General features: G+C 40.6%; 13 protein-coding genes and 1 tRNA gene. 7 read left to right on the top strand and 7 right to left on the bottom strand.

The annotated features are described in order from the left end of the window. The first annotated feature begins 113 nt into the window (after positions 1-113). The 5 genes from NOS7524_RS16700 to NOS7524_RS16680 all read left to right on the top strand — a co-directional run bounded on the left by NOS7524_RS16700 (position 114) and on the right by NOS7524_RS16680 (position 4,439). Positions 114-1,106 carry a beta-ketoacyl-ACP synthase III gene (locus NOS7524_RS16700; RefSeq protein WP_015139667.1) on the top strand — a complete coding sequence of 331 codons (993 nt, stop codon included), beginning with the start codon at positions 114-116 and terminating at the stop codon, positions 1,104-1,106. Between the two features lie 184 nt (positions 1,107-1,290). Continuing rightward, the gene (fabD, locus tag NOS7524_RS16695) at positions 1,291-2,172 is read left to right on the top strand and encodes an ACP S-malonyltransferase (RefSeq protein WP_015139666.1); all 882 of its coding nucleotides are present in this window, start codon (positions 1,291-1,293) and stop codon (positions 2,170-2,172) included. Between the two features lie 103 nt (positions 2,173-2,275). Continuing rightward, a complete protein-coding gene (locus NOS7524_RS16690; RefSeq protein ID WP_015139665.1) occupies positions 2,276-2,914 on the top strand; it encodes a lysophospholipid acyltransferase family protein in 639 nt (212 codons plus the stop codon). Positions 2,915-3,008: 94 nt separating this feature from the next. Then, positions 3,009-4,046 carry an AI-2E family transporter gene (locus NOS7524_RS16685; RefSeq protein WP_015139664.1) on the top strand — a complete coding sequence of 346 codons (1,038 nt, stop codon included), beginning with the start codon at positions 3,009-3,011 and terminating at the stop codon, positions 4,044-4,046. A 99-nt stretch (positions 4,047-4,145) separates the two neighbouring features. After that, entirely contained in the window at positions 4,146-4,439 is a 294-nt protein-coding gene (locus NOS7524_RS16680; RefSeq protein WP_015139663.1) for a DUF2288 domain-containing protein, read from the top strand. Positions 4,440-4,544: 105 nt separating this feature from the next. On the opposite strand, the gene NOS7524_RS16675 is transcribed toward NOS7524_RS16680, so the two are convergent. The 3 genes from NOS7524_RS16675 to NOS7524_RS16665 form a co-directional block, all read right to left on the bottom strand. Continuing rightward, positions 4,545-5,048 (bottom strand): YdcF family protein, encoded by a 504-nt coding sequence (locus NOS7524_RS16675; protein WP_041555365.1) that lies wholly within the window; start codon positions 5,046-5,048, stop codon positions 4,545-4,547. A 295-nt stretch (positions 5,049-5,343) separates the two neighbouring features. Then, positions 5,344-5,417, bottom strand: a tRNA-Arg gene (locus NOS7524_RS16670). 33 nt (positions 5,418-5,450) lie between these two features. Then, positions 5,451-6,548: a tocopherol cyclase family protein gene (locus NOS7524_RS16665; protein WP_015139661.1), complete on the bottom strand. Its 1,098-nt coding sequence runs from the start codon at positions 6,546-6,548 to the stop codon at positions 5,451-5,453. A 26-nt stretch (positions 6,549-6,574) separates the two neighbouring features. Between NOS7524_RS16665 and NOS7524_RS16660 the strand changes: the two genes are divergently transcribed. Then, positions 6,575-7,159 (top strand): J domain-containing protein, encoded by a 585-nt coding sequence (locus NOS7524_RS16660; protein ID WP_015139660.1) that lies wholly within the window; start codon positions 6,575-6,577, stop codon positions 7,157-7,159. 1,197 nt (positions 7,160-8,356) lie between these two features. Here the strand turns inward: NOS7524_RS16660 and NOS7524_RS16655 are convergent. The 4 genes from NOS7524_RS16655 to NOS7524_RS16640 all read right to left on the bottom strand — a co-directional run bounded on the left by NOS7524_RS16655 (position 8,357) and on the right by NOS7524_RS16640 (position 16,391). After that, positions 8,357-10,540, bottom strand: a complete 2,184-nt coding sequence (locus NOS7524_RS16655; RefSeq protein ID WP_015139659.1) for a GumC family protein — start codon at positions 10,538-10,540, stop codon at positions 8,357-8,359. A 1,611-nt stretch (positions 10,541-12,151) separates the two neighbouring features. Further along, on the bottom strand, positions 12,152-13,849 hold the full coding sequence (locus NOS7524_RS16650) for an alpha/beta hydrolase (RefSeq protein WP_085999912.1): 1,698 nt from the start codon (positions 13,847-13,849) through the stop codon (positions 12,152-12,154). Positions 13,850-14,145: 296 nt separating this feature from the next. Further along, on the bottom strand, positions 14,146-15,060 hold the full coding sequence (locus NOS7524_RS16645; RefSeq protein WP_041555815.1) for a DMT family transporter: 915 nt from the start codon (positions 15,058-15,060) through the stop codon (positions 14,146-14,148). Between the two features lie 155 nt (positions 15,061-15,215). After that, positions 15,216-16,391, bottom strand: a complete 1,176-nt coding sequence (locus tag NOS7524_RS16640) for a GNAT family N-acetyltransferase (protein ID WP_015139656.1) — start codon at positions 16,389-16,391, stop codon at positions 15,216-15,218. A 293-nt stretch (positions 16,392-16,684) separates the two neighbouring features. On the opposite strand from NOS7524_RS16640, the gene purH reads away from it, so the two are divergent. Continuing rightward, the gene (gene purH, locus NOS7524_RS16635; RefSeq protein WP_015139655.1) at positions 16,685-18,223 is read left to right on the top strand and encodes a bifunctional phosphoribosylaminoimidazolecarboxamide formyltransferase/IMP cyclohydrolase; all 1,539 of its coding nucleotides are present in this window, start codon (positions 16,685-16,687) and stop codon (positions 18,221-18,223) included. Positions 18,224-18,594 lie beyond the last annotated feature (371 nt).

Below are 18,594 nucleotides of genomic sequence, written 5' to 3'. Positions count from 1 at the left end.
CAGCCACAAGACTAGCAATTAATAGCTAGTGAAAGTCATTGGTTAGCAGTTGAAGACTAATGACTAATGACTGATGACTAATGACTAAAAGCTGATAGCTGGGGAGACAAGGAGTGCAAAATTTAGGTATAGCAATTACAGGAAGTGGTTCGGCAGTACCAGCAACTTCCCTTCACAATCAACAATTGACCCAACTGGTGGAAACATCAGATGAGTGGATTACTACCAGAACCGGAATTCGTCAGCGTCGTTTAGCAGATCCCACTGATTCCTTGAGTGGGCTAGCTACTGCGGCTGGGCTAAAAGCGATCGCCTCGGCTGGGATTACACCAGCTGATTTGGATCTGATTCTACTAGCCACTTCCACCCCAGATGATCTGTTTGGTAGTGCGTGTAAAATTCAAGCTCAGTTAGGCGCTACCAAAGCAGTTGCTTTTGACCTCACTGCTGCTTGTTCTGGGTTTGTGTTTGGGCTAGTCACAGCCGCCCAATACATTAGAACTGGAGTATATCGCCATATACTGTTAATTGGGGCAGATATCCTCTCCCGTTGGGTAGATTGGCAAGACAGACGCACTTGCGTTTTGTTTGGGGATGGTGCAGGAGCAGTTGTATTGCAAGCCAATGATAGCGATCGCTTGTTAGGATTTGCCCTCAAAAGTGACGGTACGCAAAACCACTACCTCAATCTAGCCTACCAAGATACTCCCCAAGAAATCATCCCAGGCGTAAATGTGGCTCAAGGTACTTATCAACCCATCACCATGAATGGTAAAGAAGTTTACCGCTTTGCCGCCCAAAAAGTGCCAGAAATCATCGATAAAGCATTATTTGCCGCTAACCTCACCGTTGACCAAATCGACTGGCTGCTACTACATCAAGCCAATCAGCGCATTCTTGATGCTGTTGCCCAACGCCTCAGTGTTCCCGAACACAAGGTCATCAGTAATCTTGCTAACTACGGCAATACCTCCGCCGCCTCCATCCCCCTAGCTTTAGATGAAGCCGTGCGCCAAGGCAAAATCAAACCCAACGACATCGTTGCTACATCCGGCTTTGGAGCCGGGCTCACCTGGGGCGCAGCAATTTTCCAATGGGGACGGTAGTGATTGGGGATTGGGTATCGGGGATTAGGGATTGGGAAAAGTCTCACCCAGTCCCCAGTCACGCCAGTCCGCACCCCTTCGGGGAAGCAAGCTACAAGTCGGGAAACCCGCCCACGCGGCTGGCTCCCCAGTCTCCAGTCCCCAGTCCCCAGTCCCTTTTCCAATGACTATTGACCATTGACCAATGACTAAAACCGCATGGGTGTTTCCCGGACAAGGTTCTCAAGCCCTAGGCATGGGAACAGACTTATTAGATATACCAGGTGTGAAAGACAAGTTTGCCCAAGCTGAGGCAATCCTCGGCTGGTCGGTGACAGATATCTGCCAAAATGAAGAAGAAAAATTATCTCAGACATTTTACACCCAGCCCTGTCTGTACGTGGTTGAGAGTATCCTAGCCGACCTAGTTCGGGAAAAAGGACACCAGCCAGATTTAGTTGCCGGTCACAGTTTAGGAGAATATATTGCCCTGTATGTTGCAGATGTATTTGAGTGGTCAGTTGGATTACAGCTAGTCAAGCGACGTGCTGAACTTATGGATAGTGCAGCCGGGGGAATGATGGCAGCTTTGATGAACTTTGACCGTGAACAGTTGGAAAAAGTGATTGCTGAAACTGCTGATGTAGTTTTAGCCAATGACAACAGTCCAGCACAGGTAGTCATCTCCGGTACACCAGAGGCAGTACAAACAGTCATGTCTCAAGTGAAAGCTAAACGTGCTATTCCCCTGAAAGTTTCCGGCGCATTTCATTCACATTTAATGGCATCTGCCGCAACAGAGTTTCAAGCAATTCTCGACTCTGTAGACTTTCAACCTGCTACAGTCCCAGTATTATCTAATGTTGAACCAGTCCCCGCCGTTGATGCCGAAATTTTAAAGCAACGCCTCAGTCAACAGATGACTGGTTCAGTACGCTGGCGAGAAATTGCCCTACAACTACCAGTCAACAGCATTGAGAAAGTAGTAGAAATTGGCCCCGGTAACGTCCTCACTGGTTTGATTAAACGTACCACTCCTGATTTAATTTTAGAAAACGTCCGTAATGTTGCGGAATTACCAAATTAGGGAGTAGGGAATAGGGACTAGGGAGTAGGGCGATTTAAGATTAATTACTCATCCCTCCCCATTCACCACTCCCCATTCACCACTCCCCACTCCCCCAGTTATTATGTCTCGAAGCCGCGAACCTTTGATTAGTCTGGCACTCTACCACGCTTTTAAGTGGTCAATTGTTAGTCCGATGCTTCACGCTTACTTTCGGGGACGGATTTATGGTGTGGAAAATGTCCCCCAATCTGGCCCGTTGGTAGTTGTGAGTAATCATGCTAGCTATTTTGACCCGCCGATTGTCTCTAATTGTGTCCGTCGGCCAGTGGCTTACATGGCTAAGGAAGAATTATTTGATGTCCCTGTTTTGGCACAGGCGATTAAATTGTATGGTGCTTACCCAGTCAGTCGGGGCAGTGCCGATCGCAATGCTATCCGTGCAGCTCTAGAATATCTTGATAATGGCTGGGCTGTAGGTGTGTTTTTAGAAGGTACTCGTACCCCCGATGGTCGGATTCAAGACCCTAAAAGGGGTGCAGCCTTGTTAGCTGCTAAGGCCAAAGCGCCCATATTACCCGTATGTTTGTGGGGTTCCGAGAAAATTCTACAACCAGGCTCACCCCTTCCTCGTGCAGTTCCCCTATCTATCAGAATTGGTCAATTAATTGATACTCCTGGTTCTACTAACAAAGAGGAATTGGAGGCGGTGACGCACAAATGTACCACAGTCATCAACGAGATGCACGATTTAGGGCGTTAAAGAAAATATCTAGTAAATATGCTTTAAGAAGGTGGCGATCGCCATTTGGTTTTTGTAAATTCAAAATCAGTTACTCAACCTATCTCCATTATCTATGAGTGGCTTTGAAGCCAAAAACCTGTGGAATCGCTTGCATAATTTAGCGTTAGTCCGCTTTTTGTTATTAGTTGCTGTCGGTTGGACTATTGTTCAACTTCTAGAGTATTTTAAAACCATCATTATTATTTTTACCTTCGCCACAATTTTGGCTTTTTTACTCAGCTACCCCGTCAAATGGCTACGGCGATTTTTACCTAAAGGTATAGCAGTTGTCGTAGTTTTCCTAATTAGTATTGTGGTTCTTGGTGGATTACTGATTACAGTGGGTATAGCAGTTTTATCTCAAGGACAACAATTAATTGATAGTATCTCTGCTTTTTTAGCTTCTTTCGTTCCTTTACTAGAAAAAGTTGAAGAAGTATTGCGTAATCGTAATCTGCAAATAGATTTAAGCGTCATTCAAGAACAGTTACGTAATCAAGCCATATCAACTTTAGTTACAAGTTTAGCTATTGTGCAACAATTGCTGACTAATTTTATTACTTTTATAGTGATTGCAGTTGTCGCCTTCTTTATGCTCTTGGATGGTGAAAAACTTTGGAATTTGATTCTCAGAATATTGCCAAGAAACCGTCGTGATCAATTTACACAGATTATCCAACGTAATTTTTTAGGATTTTTTCGAGGACAATTATTATTAACTTTATTTTTGACAACTTCAACTTTTATTGTTTTTATATTATTTCAAGTACCTTTTGCTTTGTTATTAGCATTCATCGTTGGGATACTTGACATTATTCCAGGTATTGGTGCAACTTTAGGCATCAGCACCATTACTTTCTTTTTGTTATCTCAAAATGTTTGGCTAGCATTCAAAGTATTAATAGCCTGCATTATCCTTCAGCAAATACAAGATAATATCATTGCTCCCCGTGTCATGCAAGGCACACTCAATCTGAATCCGGTAGTGGTATTTTTTGCATTATTAGTAGGTGCAAGAGTTGCGGGATTATTAGGAGTTTTTATTTCAATTCCCATTACAGGCGTAATTGTATCTTTGTTTGAAATTAATGCTATGAAATCCGAAGTTTAGTGATTACGACATAAGTGACATTTTTTGTTTTTCCCTATTCCCTATGCCTAATAGCTAACTACTGTAAAATCAACATATACACCTGAAAATAAACAAATCATGTCAGATTTAAGAGACGAATTAAGAGAAACCTTGGATGAAGCAGAGTGGGAATGGTTGATTCCTCATGTCCAACGAGATGCGGTGATTTTGGTGTCACAAGACTTAGATTTACTGGATGTGGGAGAAGCGATCGCCTCTGATAATATCTCATCAGTGCAACAATGGATAGATGAACAATTGTTAGCCAAACCTTCAGTTATCCAAATGGGAGAATGGAATAGCGATCGCCAAAAGCGATTTAATACTCTGATCCTCCAGCCTTATGTTCTAGTACAAGAAATAGCCGCCTGACTTGAAACCAGAGAGTAGGAAGTGGGGAATAGAAAGTAGAGAGTGACTGACAAGTATAGGTTTTGAAATCCCTACACCTCTACACTCCTACACCCCTCTTTCTTACTAGCGATGTTTACTGTCATTCGCCCCTGTGTAACCAGTTGCTACCCACAACAAAGCTCTAGCTCCATCGCGGACAGATTTTTCAATCGGTTCTGGTGTATTTTCGGAAGGGACTGATATTGGTTTAAAGCCAATTCCCCGACTACCCAGCACTATCTCACCAATGACGCAGGCGCGGCGCATATGGAAATCTGAGGTGATTAAATACACATTTTTTACACCGCGAGCTTGTAAATCATCTACTAATGTAGTAAAATTTGTAACAGTATCTACTGCTTCATAATCTAAATGTAATCGCTGGGAATTGATGCCAGCTTTGGCAAAAACCTGTCTGGTGAATGTAGGTGGACTACCGCCAGAAATCAAAATAGGTAAATTTGGATGCTGTCGGGCAAATTTGGCTGTAAATTTCTCCCTTTCTAAGTTCTTGGTTGATCCACCCAAAACTATAATTGCTTGGGGCTGTGTGTCATTATTTTTTGCTTCTTGGTATCCCAAAAACATTAGTAGTGGTAGAAAAAGAACCACAAACTGAAATGACTTACCTCTAAACAATAGATTATTCTTCAAGGCTCTATAACTTCGTCTATTGTGGAATAATTTTCTCTAAAAATAAGAAAAATAACAATCTGAACCGAGCAAATTCACCCAAACAGATATTTGCATATTTCGCTAATATGCAATAAAGCACGTATTAGCAGGAGTTAGCAAATAAGGTAATTATTCCAGAGATCGGCATTGCGATCGCCTACGGCGGAGCGTAGCTTATCGCTGGTGTGGGCAAATGCGTAATTGATGACGGGACTGGCCAGATTCGAACCGGCGACCTAGCGCTTAGGAGGCGCTCGCTCTATCCAGCTGAGCTACAGCCCCAACTACGAAGCATCTATAATGATAGCAGTAGTTTTAGCTGGACTGCCAAGAATTGTGCCAAGAACCGCCACCAATTTCTAACCCACAAAGATAGCTGTGCGCTTGGAGAATGACTAGAGGGTATTTACCCCTTATTTGCCGCAACTCTAAATTGAGCTTGCCTTGCATAGTATCCCGACAACAGAATTGTAAACCGTTGGCTGTCGGCGCACGCAGAGGTGTACCCGGTAGATGCGTAGTTCCGGTTAATTCAACTTCATACTCTAGATTGGTGGCTGTCATTTGCCATCTACCCCAAGGCTGAATATCCCATGTCACTTTTGAGTTCCAGGGAACAAATTCATAAAACTTGCCTTGATAATGCAAGCCAACCATCGCTACAGATTCCATCCACCACAACACACCGCGCCTACCACCACCAGCCGTTAATGCCAAATCTGGTTCGCCATCGAAGCTATTACAGTTAAGCCAAAACCATTTTTGCGGGAAAGCACCACCCCAATTTTTTTCTCCATAGGCTGGTGCGTTCTGGAATTGATAAATTTTGCCGTTCCAGTCAATCCAACCACTAGCTAAACCGTGCGCCATCAAAATTTGCCATCCCGGTTCAAAAATCTGTAAAAACGACAGCCAGCCAGCCGTTGATTGCTGAAGACTATTTTGATTACCCCAACCATATATAGGCTGAATTTCATACTGCCAACGACAATAAAAACCAGTGGCGGGATCTTGAATAAAACCCTGGTTCAACTTGGCTGTAGCTTGATAACCTTCTGAGACATGGCGTGTAAACTCTTTTGGCAAAAGGTAAATGGGTTCGATATTGAGGTGAGTTTTACCCCAATGACCTAAAGCGAGAACATCTTGACTAGCCCAAAATTTAGTCACATCAGGAAAAGTCCGGCAAACATATTCATCATCCGGGCCGAGGACTTGAGCCGCACCACCACTGTGAGATTTGCCACCAATAGGATCTTCGATGGAATACATGAAAGCAAAGGTTTGACCACAGTCCGGTAAAGTAACACGGTAATACCAGCCTTCAAAGAAACGGCGATTGCTGCCATCCCAATGGTATCCGCTATGGGGTGTTTGAGTGGATTGAAGAGAGTTGACTGGAATAGTTAACATAGATTTATATATTTCTAGTTCTCAGTATGCGCGATTGCCTTGATATCGATCATGCTTATGAAATTTTAGGGTTAAAAGCTGGTGTATCGCAGATAGAGATCAAGCGAGCCTACCGCCAGTTGGTGAAAATTTGGCATCCCGATCGCTTTACCAATCCCCAACAGAAACAGCAAGCAGAAGTAAAAATTAAACAAATCAACGCTGCTTATAATCTCCTCAAATCAGAATATCCACCTGCTACACAGCCAAAGACTGTATCAGTGGGGCAACAAAAGAAATCAAAAGTATCCGCCCATCGCTGGGATGCAGAAACTTTCTATAACTATGGTTTGGAGAGCGTCGCTCAAGGAGAATATCAACAAGCGATCGCCTATTTCACCCAAGCAATTCGCCTCAACCCTCACTATGTTGCAGCTTATAAATCCCGTGGATTAGTTTGCTCACAATTGGGTTATGAATATAGAGCCACATCAGATTTAAATAAAGCCGCACAGCTAGAGGGGAAAATTCCAAAATCTGCTTCTTTTTCACGGATAAAATATAAATCTCAACCAAGAAATTTGATCACTAAATTGTGTCAAAACATTAAAAAATTTCTGAAACTGTATTAGGAGATGTATATGAATTAATTCAAAATTCAAAATTCAAAATAAATTATCCTAAATTGACTGTTAGTAAGGTAAGTCAGTATGAATAATTTTTTAGTATGCCGAGGGTTTATCTGATTGACGCACCCTACATATTGGATAGGGCTTTAGGTGTAAGTTTCTAACTGTCAGACTGGGATTTAGCATCAGATATTTAATCTAAATATTGTATCATCAGAAACTCTCTACAGTAACTATGGGGGGTGTGTACATATCTATAGATAGATGGACTAAAGTAGTAGTGTAACTAAACTGATTACATATGGTAAACTCTTGGTATGTATGGGCTTGGCTAATCACCGAGCCTATTTTGTTAACTAGTGAGTTTTTGCCTTATTTTGCAACCTAATTTAAGTTATTTATCATACAAAGCAATTATTTATCATCTTTCTATAGATGGGGGAAAAATTTTTTATAATCAGCTAGAATCTAGCCTGTTAATGCCTGAAAAACGTGTGTTGGCCCTGGATTGTAACCCAGGGTCTTCTTTTGTGAATATTTGTATAATTAAGCTTATTGTTAGATCTCAATTGAAATCACATATCAGATTTTCAAGTATTTGTACACATCTTTTTGACAGATGAACTATTGTCAAATAGGGAATAAATTTAAAATATATGGTAAACACCTGGTATAACTAGAGGCTGAGTTATTGCTTAAGCCTCTTTTTTATTTGTTCACTTACTCATTTATGTGGAAGGCAAATTTTGCCAAGCCAGTTAAATATCATATGTACAGATGAATAGTTACATACTTAAGGAAGATGATATGTAAAGAAAGTAAGTTTAAATTAATTTAATAAGTTGTTAAGCACAGCAATTATCAAGGTTTGGTTGGTGACCAAACCTTTTTTATCATTTGCGAAATTAGCTCATATCAGGTTTGAAATTATTTGTATACACTCTATAGAGAGATGAACTAAAGTAAGAGTGGGGTTAAATTAATCTTGGTGTAGTAAATGCTTGGTATATAAAGGCTTGGCCTTACCAAGCCTTTTTTTACTGCATTACAATGTCTCAACGAGGCAACACCAAAAAATAAATTATTCCAAATTGACGGTTTGTCGGGTGCGTCAGTATAAATAATTTCTTGGTACAGCTAGGTTTTCTCGCACTGACGCACCCTACATTTTGGATATTTTTTTATCTGGAAGTCCCCAAATTAGTTGCTGACTTCATTGGCAATAATGCCAACTAAATTCAACTGATTCAAAATTTCTACAGCCTGAGTTACTTCAGTTTGAGTTACCCAACCAATACGTCCCACCATCATAATTCCATTGCATAAGGATGCCATAATTCTGGCATCAACTGTACCTAAAATAGCTGGAGCATCTATCAGCACTAGGTCGTAGCTTTGCTCAAATATCTCGATAAGTTCTTTGAGGCGGTGAGAACTGAGTAATTTGACAGGATCTTCTGGTACAGGGCCGGCTGTTAAAATATCAATTGAGGGGTGAATGGGTTGAATGTAATCTTGTATAGTTGTGTCTGTTTCATCAACTAAGAGTAGAGATAGTCCCCATTCGTTAGATAATTGTAGAACTTTGTGTAGTTTAGGCGATCGCAAGTTAGCATCAATTAGTAGTACCCGTTGGTGCATATGGGCTGCACTCGCCGCTAATCCCAACGCCAAAGTTGTCTTTCCTTCTCCTGGTATTGCAGAAGTTATCATCAAAGAATTAAAGGGAAAAGGATACTTCAAGATTTGCGTATTTTGATAAACCATATCTAAGGTTTCATGGCAAGGTAGCCAAGAACTGGTTTCTATTACAGGAGGTGCTGTATTGCGTCGCCAGTTCCAAGCCAAACTAGGAAGCCGCTTTTCCATCCCATGAGCTGCTAATTTTGGCACAGAACCTAGTAATCTCAGATGTGTGACTCGCTGCAAATCCCGTGTAGAATGAATCACACGATGACGCATTCCCCAAATTAAAGCGATAATCACACCCAACACAGGGCCGATAACCATACCCCCAAACACCAATAAAAGTCTGTTATTACTGTTATCAGTTCCCAGGGTTGGTGCTTCTATAACTTGCCAATCAAAGCCTGCTTGAGTAATTTGCAATCCCAGAGATTGTTGTGCTTGCAGCATTTGTTCTAATGCTTGGCGATGAGTTTCCACCTCTGGAAGTAGGCGTTGATATTCTGCGATTAAACTAGGGTATTTTTTCAACTCTGCACGAATTCGCTGTTCTGACTCCAACAAACTCTTTTCGTTAGCTGTGAGTCCTAAAGCAGTTGTCTGTAATTGAATTAATTCCTCAACTAACTGGGGTTCAACTCCTACTAACTGTTTTTGTGTTAATGCTGCTGCTTTTTGAGTATTTGCAGCCACCTGTTTTACTTCTTGTTGTAATAGTCGTAATTGATTCTGGCGTTGCTGCTTGAGACTTTCAATAATAGGAGAGTCATCTGTGTAGCGTAGCTGTTCTTGAGTTAGAGTTTGCTCAGTTTTTTGAATCTCACTCAATAATGTTTGGTAGCGAGGTGATTCATGTAATCGAGAATTAATAACTGCTTGTTGCCTGGAAGCCGCAATTTTTTCTTCTAGATTTTTGTGGCGAGTTTGTACATCTTGCAACTGTGCGCGAGTAGTTTGGATTTGTTTTTGAATATCACCCAGAGATTTTACCAGGACTTGACTTTGTACTTGAGGATCTAATAAGTTATGCTTTTTACGAAAACTTTCTAAATTTCTTTCAGCTTGTCTTAACTGTTTTCTAATCACTGGTAAGCGAGCATTCACAAAAGCTAAACCTTTATTCAATCGCTCCTGTTGTTGCTCTGTATTATAGTCTTGGTAGACTTTCTGTAAAGCTAATAATACTTTGTAAGCTTTAACTGGATCATTATCCTTGAAGGAAATTTCAAAAACTGGACTAACATACTTATTGGTTCCAATTTTTCTCTCTAATTGAGTTACTAAAAGAGGAGATGTCTGCCTGTCATTACTTTGACCTTTGATATCTTCTACAGTCAGATTAGGATAGACAGGACGGAGTGAATTTACTGCTTGTTCAATTAATTTAGAACTAAGCATGACGTTTTTTTGTGCCGTGTAATAGTCAATAAATTGTTGATTTAATTTACTATTTTGACTGTCAATTTGAGTAGCCTCTGCCCCTTGATGAAGATTAGAACTTACTAAAATTTGCATATGACTCTTGTAAGTAGGTTTAGTCATAACAGCCAATAAGCTAGTCATTGACATGACTACACAAGAAACCCCCAAGACTATAAAGCGTCGGCGGAGTAAAATTTTAGATATATGTCTAAACTTTACCTGGTTTTGTGAAGAGTCAGTAACAAAATCTTCGTGATTAAGGCTGATATTAGACATTAGTAAATTCCTCAAATAGGGCAACAGAGTATTTTGGCAGCAGTTTTTATAGATAAAACATATATAGTAGTCTGCTGCGATTTTTGTATCTCTTACGGCAGGCGTAGCGATACTTACTTGTGGTTATAAGGTGTAGTTTTTTTTCAAAAATAAAATAAAATTCCTACAGATTGATTTTTCCATTAATCTCTACAGTAACTAAAGTCAGAACAATAATTTTATTCTTGCTGGTGCCTAGAATGAAAAAGTAAATATATAAATTGCTTACATTCTTATACTTATAAAAAAGCTAGATAACAGCAAAAAAATATCTGACTTTTGGCTGAATTTTCTGATTTGTATTATACAAACATTGTTCATGTTGAACATAATGGAATTAATTACTCTTTTCTGGTAAATTTTCATTTGTTTAAAAATTGAGATTAAGAATATAGAGCCTAAGATAATTTTCTTACTTATGTCAACCATATCTAGAGATTTTTACTATATCCTTAATATCCAAATATGGTGTCATTTAAAGTTTGTATTTATTAATAGTTACAGTGGCTCATTTTGCTGAGAATACAGAGAAGCATAAAAATATTTATGTATATAAATTTATAAATTCCGGCTTATCAAAATCTAAGGATTATGTCTTGAGTGATTTGTATTGCTTGGCAATAATCATGAAAGTCAATATAAATTTCTCAATACTTGATAATCTCGTTTTTTTGTAAAAATCAGTGATTGATAAAATAGTCACCAGCAATTATTTAATTATTTGTTTCTATAAAAAATGTGCAAATTAGAATACTTTATTTGAATATATTTTTTATATGAAACGTAAAAAATGATATGTATAAAAAGTTGCACATATTAAGTATTAACTGTAATTCATAAATGTAATTGATACCTATTTTGGGATTATTTGAGCTTGCATAATTAAAGGTTTAGTAAAATTATTTATTAGTTCTCGGTTGAGCTTATAAATTTGTGTTAACTGAGTTTTATGGAAAAATTATCGTGGAGAAATATCATCATTTAGGCGCGATTGATCGCGTCTCTACAATCAGATTTTAGTGTAATTAATAGGGTGCGTCAGTGAGAAAAAATCTGGAAAGAAGTAAGTCGGCAGAAATAAATCAAGCTATGTTAAGCAATGTAAAATTATTGCTATCGATTTCGTAGTAAGGACTTCAGTCCTTCTGTAAGGACTAAAGTCCTTACTACAAACCTTTAATGATTTACACCTTTCTACTTACCAAGAAATTATTTGTAATTGAAGCACCCTACATAGGGAATATTTTTTATCTGGAATTCCCTAATTCCCCACTTCCTATTTTCTATTTCCAACCGACGCAAGTCAGTATGGCTACGCCACGCTGTGCGAACAACAATCAAAACAGATTAATATATTGATGATGGTTATCAAAATTAGCCAGTTGTCGTGAAGCGGTGAAAAAGTGCTGTAAATTGTCTGCTTCTGTGTAGAGTAAATCTACAGCACTTTTTCAACAACTGGCGATGGGTTCATGGGACTTAAGTAGGATTGGAATTTTGTCCCGTGATTCCCGTTGATATTATTCATTAAAATGGCAAAAGTAAAATTTTGGTTGCCAAATTGCCAAAACCTTATGGTTGGATATTTTTAGATTGCTTTCCTAGTGCTTGTGCTAATTCTGTAGTGCTGAGAGATTTAACTATACTTAAACCTAAAGATTGACTAGAAATAGTTTTGGCATAAGCTGCACTCAAGTAGGGTGAGTATTCTAAATTATTGGCGACATATGTTTGAAAGAAAGGTAAGCTCAAAGCATTCATATAGCGATGTGCTTGCACTGCATCCCCAACTACATCCACAGGTAAAGATATTTGCTGACTGTCAGGATTGCTATTACCAATAGTTGTGAAATGGGTTCCACCTACTAACACAGCAAGATATTTTTGTGAACTTGCCAGCCAAGAGAAAGGTAAGATTTGCTCATATAAAGCCGGTGCAATGGTATCTTCACTACTACCAATGAGCATCACAGGGGTTTTCATCTGGTTGAAGCCAGCTTTACCGAAAATAGAACTGGTGATGGGATTAACTGCGATCGCTGCCTTAACTCGGTTATCCTGTAAATTAGCTAGTTGTCCTGATTTGTTGGGCAATGCTAAAGCCCGACATTGCAATAATAAAGACATATTCCAGGTTTTTTGCAGTGTCTCTGGTTTGCAGTCTCGTTGCAATTGCTCAAAGTTAATCTTCGCGCCAGCCAATGCTAAAGCAGTGTAACCTCCCAAGGATTGTCCAAAAACGCCGACTTGTTGCAGATTCAGCCTACCTTGAAAGTTAGAATCAGACTGGTTCATGGTTTCCAGTTGATTCAAGATATATTTTACATCCCCAGGTCGGTCTTGAAATTCCTGTGGTGATATGACATCATGATCTGACTGATTAACACGCGATCGCACTTGTTGAGCATTACTACCTGGATGGTTGGGAACGACTACAGCAAATCCGTGAGAAACTAAGTGTGTCGCTAAATATTGAAAGTTGCTGCTATCAGCACCTAAGCCGTGAGAAATAACAATTACTGGTGCAGAGTTTTGGTGATTGGGAACATAGATATCAGTTAATAATAATCGGTGGCGTGTGGAGTCAAAAAACCGTAGTTGATACTTTTGTGAGGTGATTTTTCCCTGATTACTTAAATCTGGTAATGGGGATACACCTTGAGTATTTTGAATAGTAGCGGCTTCTATTTTAGATTGATTAGTGACAACTGCGATCGCACGATGGGTTTCCTTGACTACTTGTGCTAATTCCGCCGCTATAGATAGGCTCTGCACTAAATTAATATAGACACCATTACTAGGATATTTACGTAATAGATTTAATAAGGTTAACCCTTCTGGTTCACCAGCCGCTAATATTAACGCTGAACGTAAAGCATTAAATCCTGGTTGTGCTTGCCTAAATCTTGGTTGAATAACATCTGCTAACCGCCGTAGCAGTAATTCTCCTTGAGGTGTGTGCAGAAATTGCGATAATATCACCGGACTAACTTTTAAAGGAGTGCGTAAAATCTGCTGCAATTCCTGAAATTTTTGCGCTGTTAAATATTCCTGATAAATTGCTAACTCTGCATTAACGATACCTTTGTTAGCATACTCTTCTAATGTAGCGACAGAAATAGATAATTCTAAAGCTGAATAAGAAGTATAAACTCTCTCTGCGGCAATGACAGAATTATTAATACCAGATGTTGGCAGCAAGATTGAACAGACTAGCAAGAGCAAATTTTTACTCATAGTGCTAGTCCAATGATTCCATAAAACATTCATTTTTCAACTGTTTTGGTGGTGTGAGTGCAAGATGCGTTGGCTTTGGTAGTTATGCTGACACCCCAGTTGAGTAGTTCTATTCGTTTCAGTCCTATAGATTTATTCTGAGAATTCCGAATTCAAGCCGCATAATTTTTTTGCTTGATTCAAAGATGAAAATTTAATTTTTTTCGCAGATACTGAGATAGATAAAAATTCACCCTGTAAGAGATTTTATCTCAAAATTGCTACTAGCGATACAATCATAACAAATGTTAAAATCGTCTGCCTCAGTATTTTTGATGTAGTCTAAATGATTAATATTTCTTTAAAGCGATCGCTACCGAACCACCTACTACTAAACACGCACCCAATACCCCTACAATTGTCAGCCGTTCTGGAGGAATTAAATTAGGTGCAATTAGGGATGTTAATTCTACGGCAATTAAAGTCACAATTGGCGCTAAAGCTAACACTGCACTCACCCTTGATGCTTCCCAATGTTCCAAAGATTCTGCAAAAGCACCATAGGCAATCAGAGTATTAAAACCACAAAAAACTAACGTTAATAAATGCAAATTACTGAGTGTAATTATTGTTCCCACTTTTGCCAAGGGTGTGAATAATACAGCACATCCCCCGTAGATCATTAACATAATATGGGCAGAAGATAGAGATTGTAATAATTGCTTTTGAGCCAAAGCATAAATTGCCCAAACTGCTGCGCCTAATACTACTAAGGCACTACCCAGAATATAGATACCTTGGGAAGTAATTAAACTTGTGAATTGAGCCTTGAAAAACAAAATGTAACCCAAAGTCAAGACACCAACACCTAACCATTGTTGCAAATTGTACCGTTCTTGAAAAACAACCAAACCCCCAAAGCCTAACAATAGGGTAGCTAATTGAATAATCACTTCCGCGTTAGCAGGTGATGTTAACGCCAACCCCTGCATAAACAAAAAATAATTAGCTGCTAACATCAGAGTAGCGATCGCTAACAACTTCCAAGCGTTAGCACTTAATTGTCCTAGCTTCGGCAATTTACCGCGCAAACCTAAATAACTCGCCAGTACAACAAACGACACCAAAAAACGAAACCAAATAATCGTGTAAACATCCAGCGATTGCAAAACCACCTTGAGGGCAATAGGTAAAATCCCCCACAAGAAAACCGTCAACAATGATAACGCCAGCCCTAAACGCCAGCGACCAGAACTTTGGTGCATAGTAAATAATTTAGTCATTAGTTTAGTAGGCAATAGGCAATAGTTATTTCCTCTGCTCTTACCCTGGGGTAAGCTTACGCCTCCATCTCATCCCCCTCATCCCCCTCATCCCCCTCATCTTCCCCAATCCCCAATCCCCAATCCCCAATCCCTAATCAAAAGAAATCCGCCATCCAAGGGGATGCACCTGCAAATATTTGTGTGGCTGTGGAGAGTGCTGTTGCGGTTGCTTCTAGTTTCCCTGTTAACTGCAACTGATGGGGTGTAAATAAACTGCTGTACAAAGATGCTAAACCTCTAATATCTAGCCTTAACTCACCTTTACCGCCCTTAGTCACTTCACCCCGACCATTGGCAACAGATAAAATAAACTTACCGTGGTTAGCAATTAATAAATCATCTTGTACTTCTAAATGTAATTCCGCCGCAATACCCTGTGGATAACCCCGTGCTTCCAGTGCTTTGCACACATCAACTATCCTTAACAGCCAACGATCCTGTTGACGGATTTTGGCGGATTGCTCTGGTAACAACAATGTCAGAGCATCGACTAGAGAACTTTTCCAGCGTACTTGATCAATTTGGGAACGATGCTTGGCGAGAAACGCCCAGAAACTTTGTGCAGCAGCACTGGAAAGAACTGTCCAATCTCTAATGTTGAAGATTGAGCCATCTTTGGTGCGTTCTTGAGTAAAAATCATGTAGCCTTGGGGTTGGTCTTTGTCTCCAATTAAATAACTGTAGACAGTTGTTGGATCATCTGTGTGAATTATGCCATTCCAAATAGCGGGATGTCGGTCTAAATAGCCATGAGTGACTTGTGCTTGCTGCTGATATAAATCTTGAAAAATATCTTGACTTGTCACAGCTACAGGTTGCACAGGTAAAGATTGCCCGTGTAACTGGATACTGTCGGCGCTAATTTCCCAAGTACAATAACTTCCGCCTTGCTCATAGCCGGCTTTGCGGTATAGGCGTTGCGTAGCTGGATAGAGAACTGAGATTGGGACTTCCTGGGCGTGAATTTCTGCAAGGGTGTGCTGGATTAGTGCGATCGCAGCGCCATCACCACGATATTCTGGAGCAATACCCACAGCCGCAATTCCCGCCATCGGTACACGCTGACCCCCCCACCACTGACCCATCGGGAGAATAGCCAGTCCCCCAGCAAGTTGTTGCTCTCGATAGATAACACGTAAGTTTTCTAAACCAATCCGTTTGGCATAAATCTCACTGTCACCAGCTGACATAATAAAACACTGTTCGAGGATACATCCCAGTTGTTGAATATCCTCTTGCTCTGCCCTGGTGTATTTGAATCGAGGTGTCATTGCCTCTACCTTAAGTAGCACGAATGAACATCATACTACAACGAGTGTTGCTTGCACACTTCACCCGATAGCAGGAGTTGGGCATTGGGCATGGGGATAGGGGACTGGAAAAATATATTGTTCCTCATCTCCCACCCTATGGGTAGGCTTACTCCATCGTAAGAGAAGCAAGCTACATCTTCCTCATTTCCCTATTTATATACCCACTCAACAACCCCGTTAACCTGAATGGGCTTGAAGTGAACCAAGGGTTATGCAAAAATTGGGGTCTTTCGCATCTGAGGAATTGAGACATGGCGCGTCTAGCACTGCTGAGTGTATCTAACAAAACTGGTTTGATTGACCTAGCCCGTAGCTTGGTTGAAGAATTTGAATTTGATTTAATCAGCAGTGGGGGAACAGCCCAAGCCCTTAAAGATGCGGGAATACCAGTTACCAAGGTTTCTGATTACACGGGTTCACCAGAGATTTTAGGTGGACGGGTGAAAACTCTACACCCCCGGATTCATGGCGGCATTTTGGCCCGGCGGGATGTACCTCAAGACGTGACAGATTTAGAAAATAACCAAATTCGCCCGATTGATTTGGTAGTGGTAAATCTATATCCCTTTGAGGCGACTATTGCTAAACCAGGGGTGACACTAGCAGAAGCTGTTGAAAATATTGATATTGGCGGCCCAGCAATGTTACGGGCATCATCCAAGAACTTTGCTCATTTGACGGTATTATGTGATCCGGCTCAGTATGACGAATATTTGCAGGAATTACGGCAAAATAGCGGGGAAGCATCCCTAGAATTTCGCCAAAAGGCGGCTTTAAAAGGATTTTTACATACAGCGAGTTACGATCAAGCGATCGCTTCCTACCTCAGTCAACAATCTCAAGCATCCCTACCCCAACAATACAATCTCAGTGGCACAGAATTACAATCTCTGCGTTACGGCGAAAACCCCCATCAACCTGCGGCTTGGTATCAAATCGGCACTACTGCCAGTGGCTGGGCTGCGGCGACAAAACTACAAGGTAAAGAACTCAGTTACAACAACTTAGTTGATTTAGAAGCCGCCCGTCGTATTATTGCCGAATTTCCCGATACACCAGCCGCTACCATCATCAAACATACCAATCCCTGCGGGACAGCGTTAGGTAATACCCTGGTGGAAGCTTACCAAAAGGCTTTTAATGCTGATTCTACTTCTGCTTTTGGGGGAATTGTCGCCCTCAATCAACCAATTGATGCCGCTACCGCCAGCGAACTAACTAAGACATTTTTAGAATGTGTTGTTGCACCTGATTGTGATGCCGAAGCCCAAAAAATTCTGTCCAAAAAAACCAACGTGCGGGTTTTGACTTTAGCAGATTTAAGCAGTGGCCCGAAAACTTTAGTCAAACAAATTGCTGGCGGTTTTCTGGTGCAAACTGCCGATGACATTGTTGCAGATACCAGTAAATGGCAAGTTGTCACCGACCGTCAACCCACACCCGATGAATTAGCAGAATTGCTGTTTGCTTGGAAAGTTTGCAAACACGTTAAATCTAATGCCATTGTGATCACAAGCGATCGCACTACTCTAGGTGTTGGTGCAGGTCAAATGAATCGCGTCGGTTCAGCAAAAATCGCCCTAGAACAAGCTGGCGACAAAGCTAAAGGTGCAACACTCGCCAGTGACGGCTTTTTCCCCTTTGATGATACCGTCAGAACCGCCGCCGCCGCAGGTATTACTGCTATTGTCCAACCAGGGGGCAGCTTACGTGACCAAGATTCCATCAAAGCCGCCAACGAACTGGGTTTAGTAATGGTGTTGACTGGTGTACGTCACTTTTTACACTAAATTTTTATGTTGGAGCTAGTGCAGTTTGCAAACTGTCACTCACCAGACTAGCTATATTATCCAAGTAATGATATTCTCTAGTTGTGTGTGAGGAGCAAGTTGAAACTAAAAAGCGTCTGGGGTGGAAACACGGCAACACTCCCAGGCGCTTTTTAATTGATTGACAAAACACTATTGTCTGTGCAGTTCACAAAGTGTCACACAATATACTTGCCCTTCAAGAAAATAAGTGATATTCTCCAGTTGTGTGTGAGGAGCAATTTGAAAGCAAAAAGCACTTGGGGTGGAAACACGGCAACACTCCCAGGTGCTTTTTAATTTGTGGTTGAAAGTGAGTGCTGTTAGCGGTAGCGCGGCGTTTAGCCAGTTCT

Source organism: Nostoc sp. PCC 7524, from assembly GCF_000316645.1.
In the GTDB taxonomy this organism is placed as follows: Bacteria; Cyanobacteriota; Cyanobacteriia; order Cyanobacteriales; family Nostocaceae; genus Trichormus.
This window is presented reverse-complemented; position numbering and strand designations above follow the sequence as displayed.

Excerpts from the sequence above, each read along its gene's own strand:
- fabD (WP_015139666.1), top strand. The coding sequence starts at position 1,291 with ATGACTAAAACCGCATGGGTGTTTCCCGGACAAGGTTCTCAAGCCCTA.
- NOS7524_RS16690 (WP_015139665.1), top strand. The coding sequence starts at position 2,276 with ATGTCTCGAAGCCGCGAACCTTTGATTAGTCTGGCACTCTACCACGCT.
- NOS7524_RS16685 (WP_015139664.1), top strand. The coding sequence starts at position 3,009 with ATGAGTGGCTTTGAAGCCAAAAACCTGTGGAATCGCTTGCATAATTTA.
- NOS7524_RS16680 (WP_015139663.1), top strand. The coding sequence starts at position 4,146 with ATGTCAGATTTAAGAGACGAATTAAGAGAAACCTTGGATGAAGCAGAG.
- NOS7524_RS16675 (WP_041555365.1), bottom strand. The coding sequence starts at position 5,048 with ATGTTTTTGGGATACCAAGAAGCAAAAAATAATGACACACAGCCCCAA.
- NOS7524_RS16665 (WP_015139661.1), bottom strand. The coding sequence starts at position 6,548 with ATGTTAACTATTCCAGTCAACTCTCTTCAATCCACTCAAACACCCCAT.
- NOS7524_RS16660 (WP_015139660.1), top strand. The coding sequence starts at position 6,575 with ATGCGCGATTGCCTTGATATCGATCATGCTTATGAAATTTTAGGGTTA.
- NOS7524_RS16655 (WP_015139659.1), bottom strand. The coding sequence starts at position 10,540 with ATGTCTAATATCAGCCTTAATCACGAAGATTTTGTTACTGACTCTTCA.
- NOS7524_RS16650 (WP_085999912.1), bottom strand. The coding sequence starts at position 13,849 with ATGAATGTTTTATGGAATCATTGGACTAGCACTATGAGTAAAAATTTG.
- NOS7524_RS16645 (WP_041555815.1), bottom strand. The coding sequence starts at position 15,060 with ATGCACCAAAGTTCTGGTCGCTGGCGTTTAGGGCTGGCGTTATCATTG.
- NOS7524_RS16640 (WP_015139656.1), bottom strand. The coding sequence starts at position 16,391 with ATGACACCTCGATTCAAATACACCAGGGCAGAGCAAGAGGATATTCAA.
- purH (WP_015139655.1), top strand. The coding sequence starts at position 16,685 with ATGGCGCGTCTAGCACTGCTGAGTGTATCTAACAAAACTGGTTTGATT.